Origin of the sequence: Oceanospirillum sp., from assembly GCF_048265165.1 — a bacterium.
Taxonomy (GTDB): Bacteria; Pseudomonadota; Gammaproteobacteria; order Pseudomonadales; family Halomonadaceae; genus Oceanospirillum.
The window spans coordinates 1-18,456 of sequence record NZ_JBLXCD010000011.1 but is presented as its reverse complement, the minus strand read 5'-3'; the positions used below and the strand labels follow the sequence as shown (position 1 = coordinate 18,456).

Annotated in this window: 18 protein-coding genes; 10 read left to right on the top strand and 8 right to left on the bottom strand. The window is 47.7% G+C overall.

Features of this window, described 5'->3' with window-relative positions:
* Window positions 1–366 precede the first annotated feature (366 nt).
* Window positions 367–2,334: a methyl-accepting chemotaxis protein gene (locus ACN0R8_RS15535; protein WP_417599013.1), complete on the top strand. Its 1,968-nt coding sequence runs from the start codon at window positions 367–369 to the stop codon at window positions 2,332–2,334.
* Between the two features lie 345 nt (window positions 2,335–2,679).
* Window positions 2,680–3,867 (top strand): MFS transporter, encoded by a 1,188-nt coding sequence (locus ACN0R8_RS15530; RefSeq protein WP_417599011.1) that lies wholly within the window; start codon window positions 2,680–2,682, stop codon window positions 3,865–3,867.
* Between the two features lie 110 nt (window positions 3,868–3,977).
* On the opposite strand, the gene ACN0R8_RS15525 is transcribed toward ACN0R8_RS15530, so the two are convergent.
* Window positions 3,978–5,612, bottom strand: coding sequence for a methyl-accepting chemotaxis protein (locus tag ACN0R8_RS15525; RefSeq protein ID WP_417599009.1), 1,635 nt, complete (start codon window positions 5,610–5,612; stop codon window positions 3,978–3,980).
* A 243-nt stretch (window positions 5,613–5,855) separates the two neighbouring features.
* Window positions 5,856–7,439 carry a methyl-accepting chemotaxis protein gene (locus tag ACN0R8_RS15520; RefSeq protein WP_417599007.1) on the bottom strand — a complete coding sequence of 528 codons (1,584 nt, stop codon included), beginning with the start codon at window positions 7,437–7,439 and terminating at the stop codon, window positions 5,856–5,858.
* Window positions 7,440–7,862: 423 nt separating this feature from the next.
* Here ACN0R8_RS15520 and ACN0R8_RS15515 point away from each other — a divergent pair, with 423 nt between their 5' ends.
* The 4 genes from ACN0R8_RS15515 to ybaK all read left to right on the top strand — a co-directional run bounded on the left by ACN0R8_RS15515 (window position 7,863) and on the right by ybaK (window position 10,670).
* The gene (locus tag ACN0R8_RS15515) at window positions 7,863–8,849 is read left to right on the top strand and encodes a zinc-dependent alcohol dehydrogenase family protein (RefSeq protein ID WP_417599005.1); all 987 of its coding nucleotides are present in this window, start codon (window positions 7,863–7,865) and stop codon (window positions 8,847–8,849) included.
* Window positions 8,849–9,700 carry a hypothetical protein gene (locus ACN0R8_RS15510; RefSeq protein ID WP_417599003.1) on the top strand — a complete coding sequence of 284 codons (852 nt, stop codon included), beginning with the start codon at window positions 8,849–8,851 and terminating at the stop codon, window positions 9,698–9,700. Before ACN0R8_RS15515 ends, ACN0R8_RS15510 begins: the two co-directional genes overlap by 1 nt.
* Window positions 9,701–9,766: 66 nt before the next feature.
* Window positions 9,767–10,159 carry an acyl-CoA thioesterase gene (locus ACN0R8_RS15505; RefSeq protein WP_417599001.1) on the top strand — a complete coding sequence of 131 codons (393 nt, stop codon included), beginning with the start codon at window positions 9,767–9,769 and terminating at the stop codon, window positions 10,157–10,159.
* Window positions 10,160–10,196: 37 nt separating this feature from the next.
* Window positions 10,197–10,670 (top strand): Cys-tRNA(Pro) deacylase, encoded by a 474-nt coding sequence (gene ybaK, locus ACN0R8_RS15500; protein ID WP_417598999.1) that lies wholly within the window; start codon window positions 10,197–10,199, stop codon window positions 10,668–10,670.
* A 94-nt stretch (window positions 10,671–10,764) separates the two neighbouring features.
* Here the strand turns inward: ybaK and ACN0R8_RS15495 are convergent, their stop codons facing one another.
* Entirely contained in the window at window positions 10,765–11,229 is a 465-nt protein-coding gene (locus ACN0R8_RS15495) for a hypothetical protein (protein ID WP_077243308.1), read from the bottom strand.
* A gap of 158 nt (window positions 11,230–11,387) precedes the next feature.
* On the opposite strand from ACN0R8_RS15495, the gene ACN0R8_RS15490 reads away from it, so the two are divergent.
* Entirely contained in the window at window positions 11,388–11,909 is a 522-nt protein-coding gene (locus ACN0R8_RS15490; protein WP_417598997.1) for a DUF501 domain-containing protein, read from the top strand.
* A 51-nt stretch (window positions 11,910–11,960) separates the two neighbouring features.
* Here the strand turns inward: ACN0R8_RS15490 and ACN0R8_RS15485 are convergent, their stop codons facing one another.
* The 3 genes from ACN0R8_RS15485 to ACN0R8_RS15475 form a co-directional block, all read right to left on the bottom strand.
* The gene (locus ACN0R8_RS15485; RefSeq protein WP_417598995.1) at window positions 11,961–12,311 is read right to left on the bottom strand and encodes a hypothetical protein; all 351 of its coding nucleotides are present in this window, start codon (window positions 12,309–12,311) and stop codon (window positions 11,961–11,963) included.
* Between the two features lie 444 nt (window positions 12,312–12,755).
* Window positions 12,756–13,235, bottom strand: a complete 480-nt coding sequence (locus ACN0R8_RS15480; protein WP_417598993.1) for a hypothetical protein — start codon at window positions 13,233–13,235, stop codon at window positions 12,756–12,758.
* A gap of 146 nt (window positions 13,236–13,381) precedes the next feature.
* Window positions 13,382–13,888: a tetratricopeptide repeat protein gene (locus tag ACN0R8_RS15475; RefSeq protein ID WP_417598991.1), complete on the bottom strand. Its 507-nt coding sequence runs from the start codon at window positions 13,886–13,888 to the stop codon at window positions 13,382–13,384.
* A gap of 404 nt (window positions 13,889–14,292) precedes the next feature.
* Here ACN0R8_RS15475 and ACN0R8_RS15470 point away from each other — a divergent pair, with 404 nt between their 5' ends.
* On the top strand, window positions 14,293–14,736 hold the full coding sequence (locus ACN0R8_RS15470) for a DMT family transporter (protein ID WP_417598989.1): 444 nt from the start codon (window positions 14,293–14,295) through the stop codon (window positions 14,734–14,736).
* A gap of 85 nt (window positions 14,737–14,821) precedes the next feature.
* Here ACN0R8_RS15470 and ACN0R8_RS15465 read toward each other — a convergent pair whose 3' ends face one another.
* Window positions 14,822–15,730 (bottom strand): DMT family transporter, encoded by a 909-nt coding sequence (locus ACN0R8_RS15465; RefSeq protein ID WP_417598987.1) that lies wholly within the window; start codon window positions 15,728–15,730, stop codon window positions 14,822–14,824.
* A gap of 283 nt (window positions 15,731–16,013) precedes the next feature.
* Between ACN0R8_RS15465 and yaaA the strand changes: the two genes are divergently transcribed.
* A complete protein-coding gene (gene yaaA / locus ACN0R8_RS15460; RefSeq protein ID WP_417598985.1) occupies window positions 16,014–16,790 on the top strand; it encodes a peroxide stress protein YaaA in 777 nt (258 codons plus the stop codon).
* Window positions 16,791–16,849: 59 nt separating this feature from the next.
* Here yaaA and ACN0R8_RS15455 read toward each other — a convergent pair whose 3' ends face one another.
* Entirely contained in the window at window positions 16,850–17,686 is an 837-nt protein-coding gene (locus tag ACN0R8_RS15455) for a Tim44 domain-containing protein (RefSeq protein WP_417598983.1), read from the bottom strand.
* 100 nt (window positions 17,687–17,786) lie between these two features.
* Between ACN0R8_RS15455 and ACN0R8_RS15450 the strand changes: the two genes are divergently transcribed.
* Window positions 17,787–18,332 carry a hydrolase gene (locus ACN0R8_RS15450; protein ID WP_417598981.1) on the top strand — a complete coding sequence of 182 codons (546 nt, stop codon included), beginning with the start codon at window positions 17,787–17,789 and terminating at the stop codon, window positions 18,330–18,332.
* The last annotated feature ends 124 nt before the right edge of the window (window positions 18,333–18,456 follow it).

The following is an 18,456-nucleotide window of genomic DNA, read 5'->3' as shown; positions in this document are numbered from 1 at the left end:
ATACAAATATTCCCTGTGGGGTAGCCACTGTCAAAGTAACGGGGAAAACTCCAATAATAAGGAGTAAGCCAACAGTAAAAATAAATAAAACTACTCGGCAGCAGAAAGAAGGATCTGCCTGCAGAGTTTTGCAAAGTATAACCGATTACCTTGGCCAGAATAGGCTTGAGAAATGGAAAAACCGATATCAGCTCAAACTCCTGAACGGCTCCATTTTCATCATAAAAATACTGTTTTTCCTGATTTAACCCACTAAAAAGCACTATAAATTACAAATTATTACAGTTTTAGAAAAGTTTATAGGTACTATTATCCACCTTCTTTTCTACGACCTTCGTCAACCCTACATCCTAGACGGCATGCCTTATGCGGACGCTAAGATTTAATCAATTATCGATTACCAGTCGCGTATTGATCTCCCCAATTACTATTTTATTCCTGCTCGCTACAGTAAGCGCTATTGCTCTGTTTTCTCTGAAACAGATCGACCGTGACGTAGCTGCGGCCACGACGCAAATTGCGCCTATGACAGAACAGGCACAGGCGATCAGTGAATACCTGTCCCAACAGCGGATTCTGGTGCTTAATTACCAGCAGAACCCTCAACCAATGATGCTGGATGAATTTGCTACCCGGGAACAGGCATTCAGCGCTGACCTGGAAAAACTGTCCCCCTACATGAGTTCAGCTCAGCAGCAGCAGGTGCTCACCCAGGTACAGCAGTTGAACCAACAGTACTCTGATCTGTTCCGAGACCAGTTGGTAGGCTTTATGGGCCAGCAGCAGAGCCTACGGGAAAACCTGGAATCAGCCTCCCGGGGCACAGACCGCGCTATCAAAAAGCTAGTGATTCTGGCTAATGACAGTAACCAGGGAGAGCTAACAGTTCTGGTCAGCGAGCTACAGGCAAACTTCCAGCAAGCCCGTATCTTCCTGCACCAATATTTGACTCAACGGGATGACAGCCTTCTGGCAGAGGCTGAGTTTTATCTGGGGGAAGCCCGTGCTTTTCAGCAACAGTTAAATCAACCAGGGTTAAGCGATAAACTGAACTATCGTATCAATCAGCTGGAGCGTTCCCTGGATGGCATCGGGCTTATTATTAATGAAAGTCGCCAATTAACTCAAAAGCGCCAAAAGATTCAGGTAGACCTGGATAATATCAGTGCAGCAATTTCTATAGCCGCATCTGAACTCAACCAAAGTATTCTGACCCTCCTGAGTGACACCAGCGAAACAGTAAAAACTCTAACCCAAAAGACCCGCTCCGGTCTGATCACGGCCAGTGCTGCTGCAGCGGTTATTGGATTACTGTTGGCGATTCTCATCAGCCGGAATGTACGCCGTATCCTGCTACAGCTAAACCGCCGCCTAACGGATATTTCATCGGGAGATGGTGACCTGACGGCACGCCTGCCGGAGCAGGGTGGCCAGGAACTAAGCCTGATAGCCCGTAGCTTCAATCAGTTTATGCTCAAGTTGCAGAAACTGATTCAACAGCTGGTAAATAGCACTGACAGTCTGGCATCTGCCAGCGGCCAGCTGGCAACAAATGCCCAGCAAAGTGTGGCGAATGCTCAGCAACAGCAGGTGAGTGTTCACACGATTAATCAGGCGATCAGTGAGTTGGTGGACCAGATTGCAGCCATCGACCATAACGCACGGCAAGCAAGCCAGGTCAGCCAGGACACAGAAGGCTCGGCCCTGGCCGGTCAGGATGATATTGAGCAAACACACTCAGCCCTGAAAAACCTGTCGGCGCAACTCAACAGCTGCTCCCAGCGTGTGATGGGGCTAAGTGAGCGCACTGATAATATTTCTGAAATCACTGATGATATTCAGGGTATTGCTGACCAGACCAGCTTACTGGCACTAAACGCAGCAATTGAAGCCGCCCGTGCCGGAGAGCACGGCCGTGGATTCGCCGTCGTAGCAGATGAGGTGCGTCACCTGGCCAGCCGGACTCACCAGATGACCGAGCAGATCGTATCTATCATTCGGGATATCAGCGATGAGGTTCAGCAGGCCTGCTCTGATATGAAACTCCTGCAGCATCAGTCTGATGAAACACTGCAGCTGGCAGGTAAAACACATCAGACACTGCAGAATATCAGCCAGTGTGCTCTGAAAACCCGGGAGCAGATCGCCTCAATCGCTGACTCATCCGAACAACAAACCGGTCAGGTTCGGGCACTACAACAGCAGAGCAGCTCACTGCAGCAAACCTTGGACGAAGCAACACAGGCCAGTGAAGAGCGGGCGGAGGCCAGCCGGATTCTGGATTCTCTCAGCCAGGATCTGCAGCGTATGGCGCGACAATTCCGTACTGAATAATCTGATAACAGAATAACTCTTGTCGTCTATACAGCTAAAAGATATTTTCCGGTATCTGATCACTCATTTCCTGATCAGGTACTGGAGCTTTGCTCCTCGCAGAGGTACCTTAGCTTCTATCTGAAAAGCACCTTCAACAATAATAAAAACTGCCTATATCAGAGGCAGCCTCCTTGCAAAAGTCAAAATCAAATTCGGTTGCCCCAGTAAAAATCACAAGCTCAGATACATATCCCAACCCTGATCATTTTACGGGATAAAACAGCATCTGAGGTTGTTTGTATATGCCATGTATTTTACTCCGGCCTTTATGGTAGAAATCAGTTAGTGCCGGTGGAGTTATCTATGTCTCAAGCCACTGAAACTGCTATCCAGCGCGATCAACCTGACTTCTGGAAAGCAAGCCTTGCGCTATTTTCAGGTGCCTTCGTCACCTTTGCTAACCTGTACAGCACCCAGCCGCTGCTCCCTCTGCTCGCCCGTGAGTTTAATATTTCTCCGACGGCTGCCAGTCTAAGCCTTTCTGTCGCAACAGCTTCCTTGGCGCTGGCCCTGCTGTTTACGCCAGGCCTTTCCGACAGGCTCGGGCGAAAAAGCGTAATGGTGACGGCTTTGCTGCTGGCTTCAGTGCTGGGCTTTGTGGTTACCGTTGTTCAGCACTACAGTTTGCTGCTGATTATTCGAGGTCTGCAGGGCTTTGCACTAGCGGGTTTGGCATCCATTGCAATGACCTATGTGAATGAGGAGTTCAGCCAAGAGTGTCGAGGGCTCGCCATGGGGCTCTATGTCAGCGGAACAACCGTCGGCGGCATGTCCGGCCGTATCATCACCGGATCACTGACAGAGCTCTATGACTGGCACTTAGCTCTACAGGTATTGGCTGTTATCAGCCTGACCTGCAGCCTGATTTTTGCCTTTGCCCTACCTATATCGAAGCACTTCTCACCGCAGAGTCTCTCATTAAAAGTAATGGCAAAAGGCTTTGCTCATCATCTTCGGCACTGGCCTCAACTGGGACGCTTTCTGCATGGCTTTTTGCTGATGGGAGGGCTGGTGACACTGTATAACTATGTCAGCTTTCGCTTACAAGAAGAGCCGTATCAGTTGACTGAAGCAGCGATCGGCTGGCTGTTTGTTATCTACCTGCTGGGTACGTTCAGCTCCACCTGGATGGGGGCTAAAGCAGATAAGTTTGGCCCTCGTCCGATTCTGCTGACCTGTATGCTACTGATGTTGGTGGGACTCTTGCTCACGATGCTGGATGGACTCTGGGTTATCATTGCCTCCATGGGCATCTTCACTTTTGGTTTCTTTGGCGCTCACTCTATTGTCAGTAGCTGGGTTGGGCAGGCCAGCCATAAGTACAAGGCTCAGGCATCAGCTCTGTATCTGCTGTTTTATTATGCCGGCTCAAGCCTGATCGGTTCGGTGGGAGGCTATTTCTGGAGTCACTGGCAATGGTTAGGCATTACAGGTTTAGTGCTTACATTGGTATGCGCCAGCGGTCTGATTGCACTGACTTCAAAAGACTAAAAGCAGTGTTCAACCTGACACTGTCACAATGAAAAAGGCCGCGGAGGAATAACCTCAGCGGCCTTTTTTACAGCTTATTTCGCTATTTATTAAGCTTAGTAAAACTATTATCAGACCTTAAACTGACGAACAAGGTTGTGCAATGTATCTGCCTGTCCCGCCAATTCGTCACTGGCGATATTAACCTGATCGGTAGATTCCGATGTGGTCTGAGACAGGTCAACAATGTTCACCACATTGCGATTAATCTCTTCAGCTACCAATGATTGCTCTTCTGCGGCGCTGGCAATCATATCGTTCATATCCCGGATAGATTCAACCGCTGCCAGAATAGTGTCCAGTGAACCACCCGCTTCTGTTGCAGTCGCTTCAGTCGCTTCAGTATATTTCAGACTCTCATCGATCACCGTTACGGCTTTCATTGCTGCACTTTGCAACTGCTCGATCATGCCCTGAATCTCATCTGTACTTTGCTGCGTTCGCTGAGCCAGTGTCCGTACTTCATCGGCCACGACAGCAAACCCCCGACCATGCTCTCCGGCACGGGCGGCCTCAATGGCTGCATTCAATGCCAGAAGATTCGTTTGTTCCGCTACGTTGCGGATAACATCTAATACGCCGCCTATGTTTTCACTGTCGGAACGCAGTGTCTGAATCACATCTGCGGAGTTTTTCACCTGCCCATTCAGATCATGAATCGCCCGGATCGCATCTTCCACCTGAGCCTTACCCTGTCGGGCTTGCTCATCCGCACGATTTGCAGCAGCAGCCGCTTCACCGGCATTCTGTGCAACCTCATGCACTGTAGTGGACATTTCATGAATTGCTGTCGCAACCTGATCGGTTTCTTTAGCCTGCTGCGTAATGGTACGACTGCTTTCCCGGGTAATCGAAGACAACTCTTCTGCGGCAGCCGATACCGCCTCTGAAGACTGACTCGCCTGAATAATGACCTGATGAATCCGTTCCACAAAGGTATTGAAATGGAACGTCAGCTGAGTAATCTCATCATTGCCCCGAACACGCAAACGGGAAGTCAGATCACCTTCTCCCTGACCGATGTCCTGCATCGCCGCCACCGTCATTTTCAATGGGTGGGTAATACTCCGTGCGATCAAGCTAGCAACGACGACCATAATACCGATAATCACAACAGCAACGGACAACACCGAAACCATCTGGCGATTAAACTGCGCATCAATATCATCAATGTATGCACCGGTACCAATAGCCCAACCCCAGGGTTTATAAGCCAGAACGTAGGAAATTTTAGGTACAGGTTTATCTGAATCAGCACGGTTCCAACTGTACTCTGTGATAAAATCACCGGAATCTGCCAAGGCACGATCCATACCACTAAAGAAATACTTACCATGTACATCTTTAATGGTTTTAAGATCTTTGCCGATCAGCTTGTCGCTGACATGCATCAGTGTGATGCCCTGCAAATCCTGAATCCAGAAATAATCATTCTGACCAAAGCGTATTGGCCCAATTAATTTCATGGCCTGACTTTGCGCTTCAGCCAAGCTTAATGCCCCGGACTGAACCTGTGAATTCAGCCCATCCAGCATACTGATGATAGATTCATTCAGATTACGAAGCTCACCTGTCTTCTGCTCAGTATAACCATCACGGGAGTACTGGAGAGAGACGAACAAAAGGATACTGATAGAGGCGAAGGCCAAAATCAGCAACAGCCAAATGCGCAGCTGTATCGGGATACGACGTAGGGTTGTTTCCATTAAAAATTCCTCAGATCTTGCATAGAAGCGAAGTGGCTGTGTACACCCTGTTATTGCTTTTTTAGTTTCAGGATACCAACCTAACGTACGCTTGATTTTTTGTTATGCCGTCATACGACGACATAACCCTTCTCAAATCAATTTATTAATGTTACTTAGTATTTCAGTATGTAACAACTGTTAAACAAAAAAAAGCGGAGTCGCTAATAGCGACTCCACTTTCTGAGCATTTATTGCGCTCAGTCAGACTCGGAACTGTCTCACCAGACTGTGCAAGCTGTCCGCCTGCTTTGCCAGCTCTTCACTGGCCCGATTAACCTGATCAGTCGATTCAGAGGTTGTCTGTGATATGTTTACAATATTAACGACACTACGATTAATCTCTTCAGCGACTAAAGACTGCTCTTCTGCCGCACTGGCAATCATATCGTTCATATCCCGAATAGACTCCACAGCAGAGAAAATACGGTCAAGTGAACCTCCCGCTTCTTTTGCAGTAGCCTCTGTTGATTCGGTGTATTTAAGGCTTTCATCCATAGCCTCAACCGCCTTTAAAGCCGCACCCTGCAGCTGCTCAATAATCCCTTGAATCTCATCCGTGCTTTCTTGGGTTCGCTGAGCTAACGTCCGTACCTCATCTGCCACAACGGCAAAGCCACGGCCATGTTCACCGGCGCGAGCTGCTTCAATTGCAGCATTTAATGCCAGAAGATTCGTCTGCTCTGCCACGTTGCGGATAACATCCAGTACGCCACCAATATTTTCACTATCGGAGCGCAGACTACGAACCACCTCTGCAGAGGCTTGCACTTGTCGAGACAGGTCATGGATCGCCTGAATAGTACTCTCAACTTGCTGTTTACCTTGAATCGCGTCATGGTCCGCGCTACTAGCAACACCTGCTGCTTGACCTGCATTCTGAGCCACCTCATGAACCGTTGTCGACATCTCTTCGATAGCGGTGGCCACTTGATCCGTCTCTTTTGCTTGCTGGATAATCGTTGTACTACTCTCATTGGTAATGGAAGATAGTTCCTCTGCTGCTGCCGACACCGCCTCTGAGGATTTACCGGTCTGAATGACAACCTGATGGATACGCTCTACAAAGCTATTAAAGTAATGAGTCAGTTGCGAAACCTCATCATTTCCCTCCACTTTAAGACGAGCAGTCAGGTCACCGTCACCATGGCTAATATCCTTCATTGCGTTTGCTGCTGCGGTCAAAGGATGAGTAATACTTCTGGCTATGAAGAGAGCAATAATTGCAATTGAACCTATTATCAATATAGATACAACAATCACTGAGTTGGTACGTGCCCAAAAGGCCTCCTCAATATCATCAACATAAATCCCTGTCGCTACGGCCCAATTCCAGGGCTTATAAGCTAGGGTATAACTGATTTTAGGGACAGCTTTTTTGTTATCTGCGCGAGTCCATTGATACTCTGCAAAACTCTGCCCTTTGCTGGCTAGTTCGCTAGGCCAGTGGGACATAAAGTACTTACCGTTAATATCTTTGACCTCTTCAGCTTTAGCCCCCTCCAGGGAAGCATTAACCGGATGCATCAGATAAGTACCTCTGATATCCATGATCCAGAAGTAATCATTACTTCCAAAGCGGGTTTCACGAATCTGATCCTGTGCTAACTTCTGCGCTTCAGCAAGGGTCATCTCCCCCGCTTTAACTTTTAGATTAAGACTGTCAAACATATGCGTTACAGATTGAGTCAAGTGACGCAACTCAGTAACCTTTAATTCATTAAAGCTCTCGCGTTCCTGCCTTAAGGTAAAAAAGATCAGTAAAGCCATACAAGTAAAAGTCAGCAATAATATAAACCATATACGATGCTGGATCTGAAAACGGCGAAAAACTACTTCCATTAGAGCTGCCCTCTTGAATTAGGGGAAGAATAAACAGTCCTTGCTTTTTTTATTTTCAGACTAAGGGGTTAATAAAAAGTTAATATTATTTTTTTTAGTTGTAACTGTATTACACCTTATTAACTGGCTAGCATCAACTAACAGTCTGTGACATTCCAGTTGCAAAATGTAATCTATCAATGAATTCATCGCTCAAAATTCTTCTATTCAACTGACATTTAGCATGTTTCAGCAACAAAAGAGAGATGATCAAGATTCATCAGTCTGATCATTTTGTTTTATTGAAAGCATTCAGCATAAAAGCCAGAATAAACCCGCGTTGAAAGACGACTTTCTGCAACATAAAAATAACCACCTCGAGGCCTAACTATGCAAGCGATGGTAATCCGTCAGTACGGAAACTCTAATGTATTTGAATCCACCGAAATGCCTGCACCCACCCTTGAACCGGGGCATGTCATCATTAAGGTCGCTGCAAGCAGTGTGAATCCTTTGGATACCAAGATACGAGCTGGTGCGGTTCCGGCAAACCCCGAGTTCCCTGCGATTCTACATGGCGATGTTTCCGGTATTGTCACTGAGGTGGGAGAAGGCGTAGACCGCTTTAAAGTGGGTGATGAAGTCTTTGGTTTTGCTGGCGGTATCAAGCGTTACCAGGGAGCTCTGGCGGACTATATGCTGGCAGATGCCAGATTAATTGCGAAAAAACCGGATAATATCGCTTTTGCAGAAGCTGCCGCTCTGCCGGTGGTTTTTATTACCGCCTGGAAGGCTCTGGTAGAGCGCGCTCAGATTCAACCGCAGGATAAGGTGCTGATTCACGCAGGCACAGGTGGCGTAGGCCATGTTGCAATTCAGATTGCAAAGTGGGCCGGTGCGAAAGTTTATGCCACCGTATCAACGCCGGAAAAAGCAGAGATCGCACGGAGCCTGGGTGCCGATGAAGTGATCTTCTACCGCGATGAATCCGTGGAAAAGTATGTGACCCGCTGCACGGATGGCAAAGGCTTTGACGTGGTGTTTGATACCGTAGGTGCTGACAACATGGATCGCTCCTTCCAGGCGGCAAAAGTCAGTGGCACGGTAGTCACGATTGCTGCTCGTTCAACCCATGACCTGTCTCCCCTGCACGGTAAGAACCTGACGCTGCATGTTGTCTTTATCGCGACACCTCTGGTTCATGGCGTAGACTTTGATGCTCAGGCAGAAGTAGTGGACGCTATGAGCAGCCTGGTCGGAGATGGCTATATTAAGCCCCTGCTGGATGAAGATATGTTCAGCTTTGAAGAAGTTGCCAAAGCCCATGACAAGGTTGAGGCGGGAACTGCCATCGGTAAAGTGGTGTTGCTGCGCTAATGACGACCTTGCTTCTGATTAAAATAGCGGTTTCCATCGCCACCGTTATTAGTCTGTCGCTGATCGCAGAACATGTAAACCCGCGTATTGCGGGTTTACTTTCCGGTTATCCACTGGGTACTGCCATCGCGCTTTTCTTTATCGGCTATGAGATCAGCCCTGAGTTTGCGGCTGAGGGCGCGGTGTACACCCTTGCAGGTTTTGCCAGCACCCTGATGTTAACCACGGGCTATCTTTTCGGTCTGAACCGCCTGACAACGGCCCAGGAACAACAGCAACAGGAAACCGGGAGCTGGATAGCTATCGCTCTGGCGGGTACATCCGGTATTGCGCTCTTTCTGATTTCAGGTCTGGCTATAGATCAACTGCAACTGAATCTGATCACCGCCGCCTGTCTGCCAACGCTGGCGATTCTGGCTTGCCTTTGGCTCTACCGGCATATCCCGGAAACCCAGGTCACAAAGCGGGTTACAATGTCAGTCTCAGTACTGCTGTTCCGAGCTGTTACAGCTGCGCTGATCGTGGTGCTGATTACCGGAGCGGCGCATCTGGTACCTTCTTCCACAGCCGGTATTTTGGCCGCATTCCCGATCTCCATGTTTCCATTTTTGATCCTAATGCATCGGACCTACGGCCCCGGCAAGGCACTGACAGTGATCAAGCACTACCCAACAGGATTAGGCTCCCTGATGGTCTATGCTACAGGGGTTGCCTGGTTCTACCCATCCCTTGGCCTTCTGTGGGGGACATTACTCTCATTGGGACTGGCAACTGTTTATCTGGCTATAGCGCCACCTTACATGGACAGACTAAGGCAGCTACTGATCAGCAAAGCCCCCATTGAGTCGTAATGCCTCAGACGCGTTATGGGCCTACTGACCGGTCAACGATGATGAAAACAATAAATAAGGATACCTATGTACACACAAGTCATTAAACCTGCATTTTGTGATACCGATGCTCTGGGTCATATTAATAACACCAAGCTTCCGATCTGGTTTGAACAGGCTCGCAATGACCTGTTCCATATCTTTACTCCGGACCTTGATCCGCAAAAGTGGCAACTGATTCTGGCTAAAATCGAAGTGGAATACACCGGAGAACTTTTCTATGGCCGGGACGTCACCATTAAGACCTATGCTGGTCATATTGGTAACTCCTCATTTCAGGTCTGTCAGGAAGCTTGGCAGGATGGAAAAATGGGCTCTAAGGGCATCGCAACTATGGTGCATTACAGCTTTGCTGATAAAAAAAGCCAGCCTTTAACAGCTCACCACCGCCAGGAGCTGGAACAGCTGCAGCAAGCTTAATTAACTCTTGGCCAAAAACATTATCAGGAATTCAGTTATGACCCCGGGGATCCGTCAGGCGAAAAAAGCCGGTATTCAGTACGAAATAAAAGAATACACTCACGATGCGGGTGCAGAGTCTTTCGGAGGCGAAGCGGCCACTGCACTGGGTTTATCAGAAGATCTGGTTTTTAAAACCCTGATGGCGAAAAGTAACGACGGCAAACTGGCTATCGCCGTAGTACCTGTATCCGGCACTCTGGACCTTAAAGCCTTGGCGAAAGCCGTCGGTTGCAAGAAGATGGAGATGGCGGAGCCGGCACTGGCGGAGAAAACCTCCGGCTATGTGGTGGGCGGTATCAGCCCGCTAGGACAAAAAAAGCGCCTGCCGACCTTTATCGACGCCAGTGCTCAAACGCTTGAGGTTATGCATGTCAGTGCCGGTAAACGTGGCCTTGAAATCGCACTCAAACCGGACGACCTTCTGGCCCTGACAAATGGCAAGTGGGCCAGTATAGGCAAAGCAGATTAAACCCCGTCGTCACTCCCGGTGACAGGTGTACAACTACCAGCTATCACCTTAAAAGGAATTCTCGACGGGAGTTTTTCATATCTGATAGAGAGAATCAGAAGGCATACATCACACGCAAGCGAGGCACAAACCAAGGCTCTTCTTTACCTGTCGATGGATTCCGTGGGCCATATAGCATCTGTACATCACCGGAAACAACCCAGTTTGTGGATGGTGTAAACTCATACCCCATAGCCCCTTCGATGTAGAGGCGGGTACTGTTATCAATATCCAGCAGTGCCCCAACCTGCATAAAAGAGCCGTAGTAGTAACGCTGGTTATAGACTTTATAATCCACGCCTACCAGATATCGGTCGTCTTTCTTAGCCAGGTCCACAAACAGAGCATCCTCACGGCCTAGGGCTTTCTGGAATGTCAGGCTGGCCATGCCGCCATCCTGCACCGGATCAAACCAGCGAATCAGATCAGTCCCTATGGCATAATCCGTTGCGGCGGCGGTGGCTGTACCGGAAGTAATAAACGCAGCGACCAGCGTACAGGCACGCAACAAGTTCTTCATTATTCGCTTTCCTATATTTTCTGAGTCAAAATAAATCGTCTCTGGGTTATAACCAGATAACTTTGAGTCAAGAGAGTTCTTTTTGGTTCAAATTTGCCAGCTATTATACTGGAAAGCGACCTCCAAACGCAGTAAAGACTGAGTGGATAAACAGATAGATGTACCAGAAAACAGATATAGCACCAACCCCAGCATTAATTGACAAGATTGAGCAGCAGATAGGTCGGGCGCCCCGGGGCATTCAGGCAATAAGTGCCACCGATAGCCTAGGCACGCCGCTGGTCGTTCGCATGCACTCCATCGTAGACAAAAAACCATTCCCAACACTTTATTGGATGACATCAGAGCTGCTGAAAAAGGAAATCAGCCATATTGAGGCCCGAGGTGAAATTAAAGCATTGGAGGAGCGACTAATCGAAGATCCTGAGTTTCTGGCTCAGTATCATGCCAGCCATCAGGACTATATTGACCAGCGGTGGCATTATATGTCACCTGAAGAACAGGTATTTGCTGAACAGGCAGGCTTCGTTAAGCTGCTGAAAGAAAAAGGGGTCGGTGGTATCGCCAACCGGGATACCGTTCGCTGCCTTCACACCCAATACGCCCATCATCTCTGCGGCTACAATGTTGTTGGCCAATGGATGGATGAGACCTTTGGTATAGCGGATCTGATCCCCTAAACGGGAGCTCAGCAGCAAACGAAAAAGGCAGCAGAGCTGCCTTGCTATATATTAATGGGCACCAATCAAGCTCTCACGCGCTCTGATATAGTCGTCAATAAACGCCTGATCCGCCTCACTGGTCGCCTCAATCTTCACATCCAGCCCATAAGAGTAGCCACTTGAAAGCAAAACTGAGCTGCGTACCGAGCCAACAACAACTAAAACTTTTTTAACACCCTCATGCAAAGCCAACACTTCAGCTTTTACTTTCTCACCTGCCTTCAGATTATATTCACTCTCGATATGCAGGTGCTTAGCAGAAAGACTTAGCGTCCGCGCCAGAAACTGTTTATGGCCTTTCCGTGTGAGGCGCACCTTCCAGTGAACACTGAAAGGTTTCTTCGGTTGTTTTTTCTGCATGTCGCCTACCAGTAACTAAAAACTAACCGCTATTATGCTCAAGCAGGATGAAAACTCAAAACAGAAATCATGCATTAAGCCTTATTCTAAATAATTCTAAGCAATCCTCTGCTAAAAGATGCTTTCTGGTAACAAAAATATTAAATTGCCGTCTGAAATTAAAACGATAACGAGGTTCTATTATGTATTTTGACGCTGCAGTATTCGCTGGCCTGGCCGTTGTTGGTGGCTGCCTGGTAATTTCATATTTTGGTATTCGCTTTATCCGCAGTAATATCCTGAAAGATGCCGAATAAGCAAAAGTATCTAAGGGCTTGATTTATCAGGCCCTTTTTTTAGCACTACAACGCACGCTCCAACAAACTGCCTTTACCGAACCCTGCCACATAATAACCTCAGTAAAATGACCGAATAAAGAACAAAATTAAAAAAAGGGCTGAAGTTTCAGGCCATTGCAGTTAATTCAAAAGTGCGCTGCAACATTCGGGCATCCGGGCCTGCTCTGTGGCGATCAATGTTCAAATCTAGTGCAACCTGCTGCTTAACCTGCCCCCAAATAGTGGTTTGCTTCTCGGTTAATAGCTTGCTCAGTGTTTCCAACCGAAACAACTGTGACAAACCAGCATGGTAAAAAAGTAACGACAACCAGGTGCTGTCAAAACCCCAGCTGTCGGTATAAACCACTTCACCACGTAATTCATCGTTGAGTTTCTCGGCAACTTCACGTGCCGACTGCCCGTCTTCCAGCAGTTTAGCCCTTGGAATACCATGAACGAGCTCGGCACTGTCATCCCAATGCTCCCACTCGGGCTCAGGGCGGATCAGGCATGAGAATACGCTGCCATCAGGGCGAGCAAAACCCACTTCAATCGGGTAACTTCCCCGACCGAACCCTGAAGCTTCAACGTCAATAATATATGGCATCTGATTCTGCTTATCGTTTGTTGTCAAAATTCACTCGTCCCAGTTTGCGGACCCAACCACTTGGACAACCAGTACACGTCCGCTGTGCACTTCGCACACGGCATCTGAATTACATATAGATAGCAAGCCGTGTGCCAATAGGCAGATTATAGATTCAAAGAGAGGTTCATGCCATTTGCCTTTTCTAGGCTATGCCGGGTCTTTCTCTCCCAGTATTCAGACTGATCAGGGTTAATAGCTAAGCCTAATTCACCTTCAGTGCAAGCCTTTGCCATACGACGACAAGCCAAGGGGTGGCCTTGCTCGGCAGCCCGGACAAACCAGCGAACAGCCTGCTCAGAGCTTCTTTGCAGATGGCCATAGCCTTTCTCATAGATACAGCCCATCTGGTATTGGGCCTTCACATCTCCCTGCCGGGCAGCGTCCAGCAGGTAGTTAACACCCCGTCCTTTATCTAACGGGGAGATACCACGGAAATAAAGAAGGTGGCCATAAACGGAAAGAGCCTTAAGGTGGCCCTCGTTGGCCGATGCTTTAAACAGCCGCATCACCCATTGATGCCTCAGCCTTGAGTGACGCAGCACTGAAGAGTGAAACAGTTTCTCAGCCAGCAAAAACTTCAGCCGGGTTATAACGCCAATTTGTTCAGACATAAGCAACCACAAAATACTTTGGTTTATTTTCAACTGAGCAGTCAATTTTCGAGCCGGCATTCTAACACTGTGCTGTTAAGTAACAAGGCTACAAAATATGTTTATCGATACAAAACGAGTAAAATGCTCACACCATGGCAAAAAACCGTTACACCTCATTATTTTCTTGCCACTCATAAACATAAGCGATGGCTCTCTGGCAAGGACAAACCACCACACTATCAAATCTGAATAGCGGGCTATATTTCAGAGGCTAATGGCCTGCCCTATCATCAGCCCGATTAAAATGCAGCAAGCATCCGGATATATTTATTGATAGCATTGCCATGCTTAAGACCCAACGCCTCTTTAGGCCGTATGATACAACCATCACCTACCCCCCACTCTGATATACAGGAGGCCTTTTGCTTACTTTCTGGATTGCTTTGGCATTGACCGCCGGTGCTTTTATGCCAGTTCAATCAGGCGTAAACAGTACATTGGCACTTCATAGCTCAGGTGCTATATGGGCATCACTAATCTCATTTGTTGTTGGTACTGTGGCACTTTTCATCGTTGTTATCGCTGCGCGTCAACAGTGGCCTGAAGTATCGGGCCTGAAAGAAGCTCCCTGGTGGGCTTGGACCGGAGGTTTAATGGGAGCCCTTTTTGTCGCCACATCAGCGTTCCTTGCTCCACGGCTTGGGGCAGCCACCATGATTGCCTTATTTGTTGCGGGACAGCTCATTATGTCTCTAATTTTGGATCATTTTGGCTGGGCAACCTTTCCGGAGCACAATATCAATCTTTGGCGTGTATTGGGCGTACTGATGTTATTTGGTGGCGTGATTCTGATCCGCTTCAGTTAGCCTACAAAGAAGTAAAAGTCGCTATAAAGTACAAAAAAGGGCGCCGCTTAAGCACCCTTTTTTGTGTCCGTCATATTTTTCGTTTTCAGGCTCTTGCACGGGCAATCACAGTTGCCAGCCAAATCCCTCCCAGAATCAGCAGAAAACCGCTGACATGGAACCCCTGCAGAGGCTCCCCCAGAAACAGGATCGCCATGATAATACCAAATGCAGGCACCAGATGAATAAACTGTCCGGCTCGTGCCGGGCCTAGTTCCGCAATCGCTTTATTCCAGAACAAATAAGCCAGAATTGATGGAAAGATACTGAGATATAACACACTGCTCACTGAGACCAGGTTAAAGGGCATCCCTCTGCCAGAAAGCGTTTCATACAGATAAAACGGGAGCAACACCACAACCCCCACCGTGACGGTCAGCGCAAAAAAACCAAAAGGGCTTAAGCCGTCTGGGCGAAGACGCAGCAAACTGGAGTAAATAGCCCAGCAAAGCACCCCTAGAAGAATCCAGGCCGTACCGGCATTCAGAAAGCTCATGTTCACAATTGAGGAAGGACTACCTTCGGTGACAACAACCACGACCCCTAAGAGAGAGATTAACATCCCGACTCCTTGCAGCAAGGTAACTTTCTCGCGGAAGAAGAGCCAGGAGATGATCAGAATCAGAATCGGGCAGGCAGACTGCAGCAGAATACTGTTACTGGCGGGTGCAGTCTGCAACCCAAGGTAAATCATGGTATTAAAACAGCCAACACTGAAGACCGACAGCACCAAAAGGATAAACCAGTTTTCCCGGATCACCTGTCGGGAGGCTTTCCAGTGCGGTATCGCAAAGGGCAGAATAATGACTAAAGCTGTCAACCAGCGCCAGAAACTCAGCCCTAATGGCGGCACATCCAGGTGCACAGCACGACCCAGTACAAAGTTACCAGCCCAGAAGAGTGTTGTCAGAACCAGCAGCCCATAGGGAGAAATATTTAATACACGCTGAAACATTGTTGATCCCTTATATCAAATCAGTTCCCGATGGTAACTGATCATAAGGAATACGCCTATGCGGCGAATTAATCAGGGTTCTGCAGCAGCAAACCAGTACCGAGATAATGAAGCCCATTATACTTTTGATCGCAACACTGATGCTGTTTTAGAGTGAGTCAGTCCTGACTACAGTGCGATGAAGCCCACTTGCAGCACCCATAAAACATGCTCTGGTTTTTTAATCACCCATCCGCTAGTGTAACCGCTGACTTCCCTATGATTCCGGCTTCAGGTAGAACCTATGAAACTCGTTATATCACCTGCTAAAACACTGGACTTTGAATCTGCTCCAGTTACTGATATTCACTCCCAGCCAGAGTATCTCGAGCAAAGCCAACAGCTTATCGATCAACTAAGAGTCCTTTCTCAGGCAGAAGTAGCCAGTCTGATGAAGCTGAGTGACAAATTGGCTGCACTAAATGTAGCCCGATTCGGCAGCTGGGAGTCTCCATTTACACCTGCTAATGCCAAGCAAGCTATCCTGGCCTTTAAAGGGGATGTTTACACAGGATTAAATGCAGAGTGCTTTTCAGAGAAAGACTTTCAGTTCGCACAGAACCATCTGAGAATCTTGTCCGGCCTCTATGGGCTATTGAGGCCGCTGGATCTTATTCAGCCATACCGCCTGGAGATGGGCACCAAGTTTGCCAATAACAGTGGCAAGAATCTTTATGAGTTTTGGGGTACGCAATTAACAGATGCTTTGAATAACGAGTTTTCTAAAGACCCCAACCCAGTGTTGATCAACCTGGCCTCAAATGAATACTTCAAAGCTGTCAAAGCGCAACAGTTGCATGCAGAGACTATCACTCCGGTTTTCAAAGACTGGAAAAATGGTCAATACAAGATGATCAGCTTCTATGCGAAGAAGGCACGGGGGCTAATGACAGCCTATATCATTACGAAGCAACTGACAGAACCTGAGCAAATCAAAGCATTTGATGTGGACGGTTATTACTTCAGCGAAGAGCAAAGCAAGGGGAACGAGTGGGTATTCCTAAGAGACCATGACGAATAAATAAACAAAGAAAGGCCGCTTTGAGCGGCCTTTCTGATTGGTGTGCAAAAAAGAAATTATCAGTTTTGCTGAATTCCCTGCAGATACCAATTAGCATTTTCTTGGCGCATATCGCGTACCAAATGCCAGGTCTCACTGAACTCCGTTGGCACAGAGCTGTTCTCACGGATTTGACCAGAGAACACAACACTTGCTTCCGCCAAAGACCCTTGCTGGCTGACACCACCCAAGCGAGCTTCAAGGCTAACTACCTCAGTATTCGGGGGCTCAGCTTGTGCTTTACGCTCCTCAGAGAGCAGATTATACAGCTCAGGGGTTACGAAATCCTGAATCTCTGCCAAATCATTACTGTCCCAAGCCTGTTGCAGATGAACAAAGTGTCCTTTAGCTCGCTCCACAAAGCTTTCAGCATTAAACCAGTCCGGAACCTGAGGTGTAACCTGAGCACCGCCCCCCATCAGGTTTGTATCAAAAGTACGCTCCTGCTGTTTAAAGGCCTCTTTCTGGTAGCCTGCAGAAGATGCACCAGCAGGGGAAGCTTGTCGCTTACGGGCCATTAGCTTGAAGATGATAAACACTACCAGAGCAATCAGAATAAAATCGAACATCTGAAAGCCTTCAAACCCGTCGCCAAAGAACATTGAAGCTAACAATCCACCCGCCGCTAAACCTGCTAGAGGCCCCAAAAAGCCCATTTTGCTGCTACGGGCTCCTGTAGAGGTAGCTGCATTTGTCTTGGATGGCTGAGTGTAGCTATTACTGCCTGTCGATTTTGTTGTACTCTTCGAGAAAGAACCAAACGTCTTACCGCCACCCAAACGTTTTGCCTCAGCATGATCCAGGCCTGTACCCACAACCATAAAGAAAGCAAAAAACCATACTGCTATACGCTGCATAAAGTTACCTGTTAGTTTACTTATTATCCGTTATGCTTGAGTAATGGGGGCGCAGGAAGCGCATTCCAACCATAACAACAAACTCTTTACGGAGCTTTATATGTTAATCAGCCCTACCAACTCAACACTATTAGTCATCGACATTCAGGAAAAGTTGCTTCCTGCTCTGCATAATGCCGAACAATTGATGCTCAACAGCCAGTGGCTGATTGAAGTTGCTGATAATTTAGCCATCCCCACCATTGTAACGGAGCAATACCCGCAAGGTCTGGGACATACCAGCGACCAGCTAGTACCTTACCTGTCATCTGCGGTGTTTCTGGAAAAAGAACATTTCTCTGCTGCGGAAGAACTCCATATTGTGGAGTCTGTTAATAAACTGAACAAAGAGCAGTTAATTCTTATAGGGGCTGAAAGTCATGTCTGCCTTCTGCAGACCGCCCTCGGCTTTTCAGAGCTAGGGTACGACGTTTATGTTGTTACCGATGCAATAGCATCCCGCAAGGCGTCTGATTACAACACCGCCCTGATCCGTATGCAACAAAATGGTATTCAGCTGGTTACTAAAGAGATGGTTGCTTTTGAATGGCTGCATAAATGTAACACTGACTCCTTCCGCAAAATTAGCAAAAACTATCTTCGCTGACAGTTCTTGGACTGCCTGCTTTCATACGGTGTATTACTCTGTACTATCTTCTTTAAACTTTGATAACCTTTTGTACGTCTTACAACCATAAATCCCAGGCATAAAAAAACCCCGCTTCTTGGAA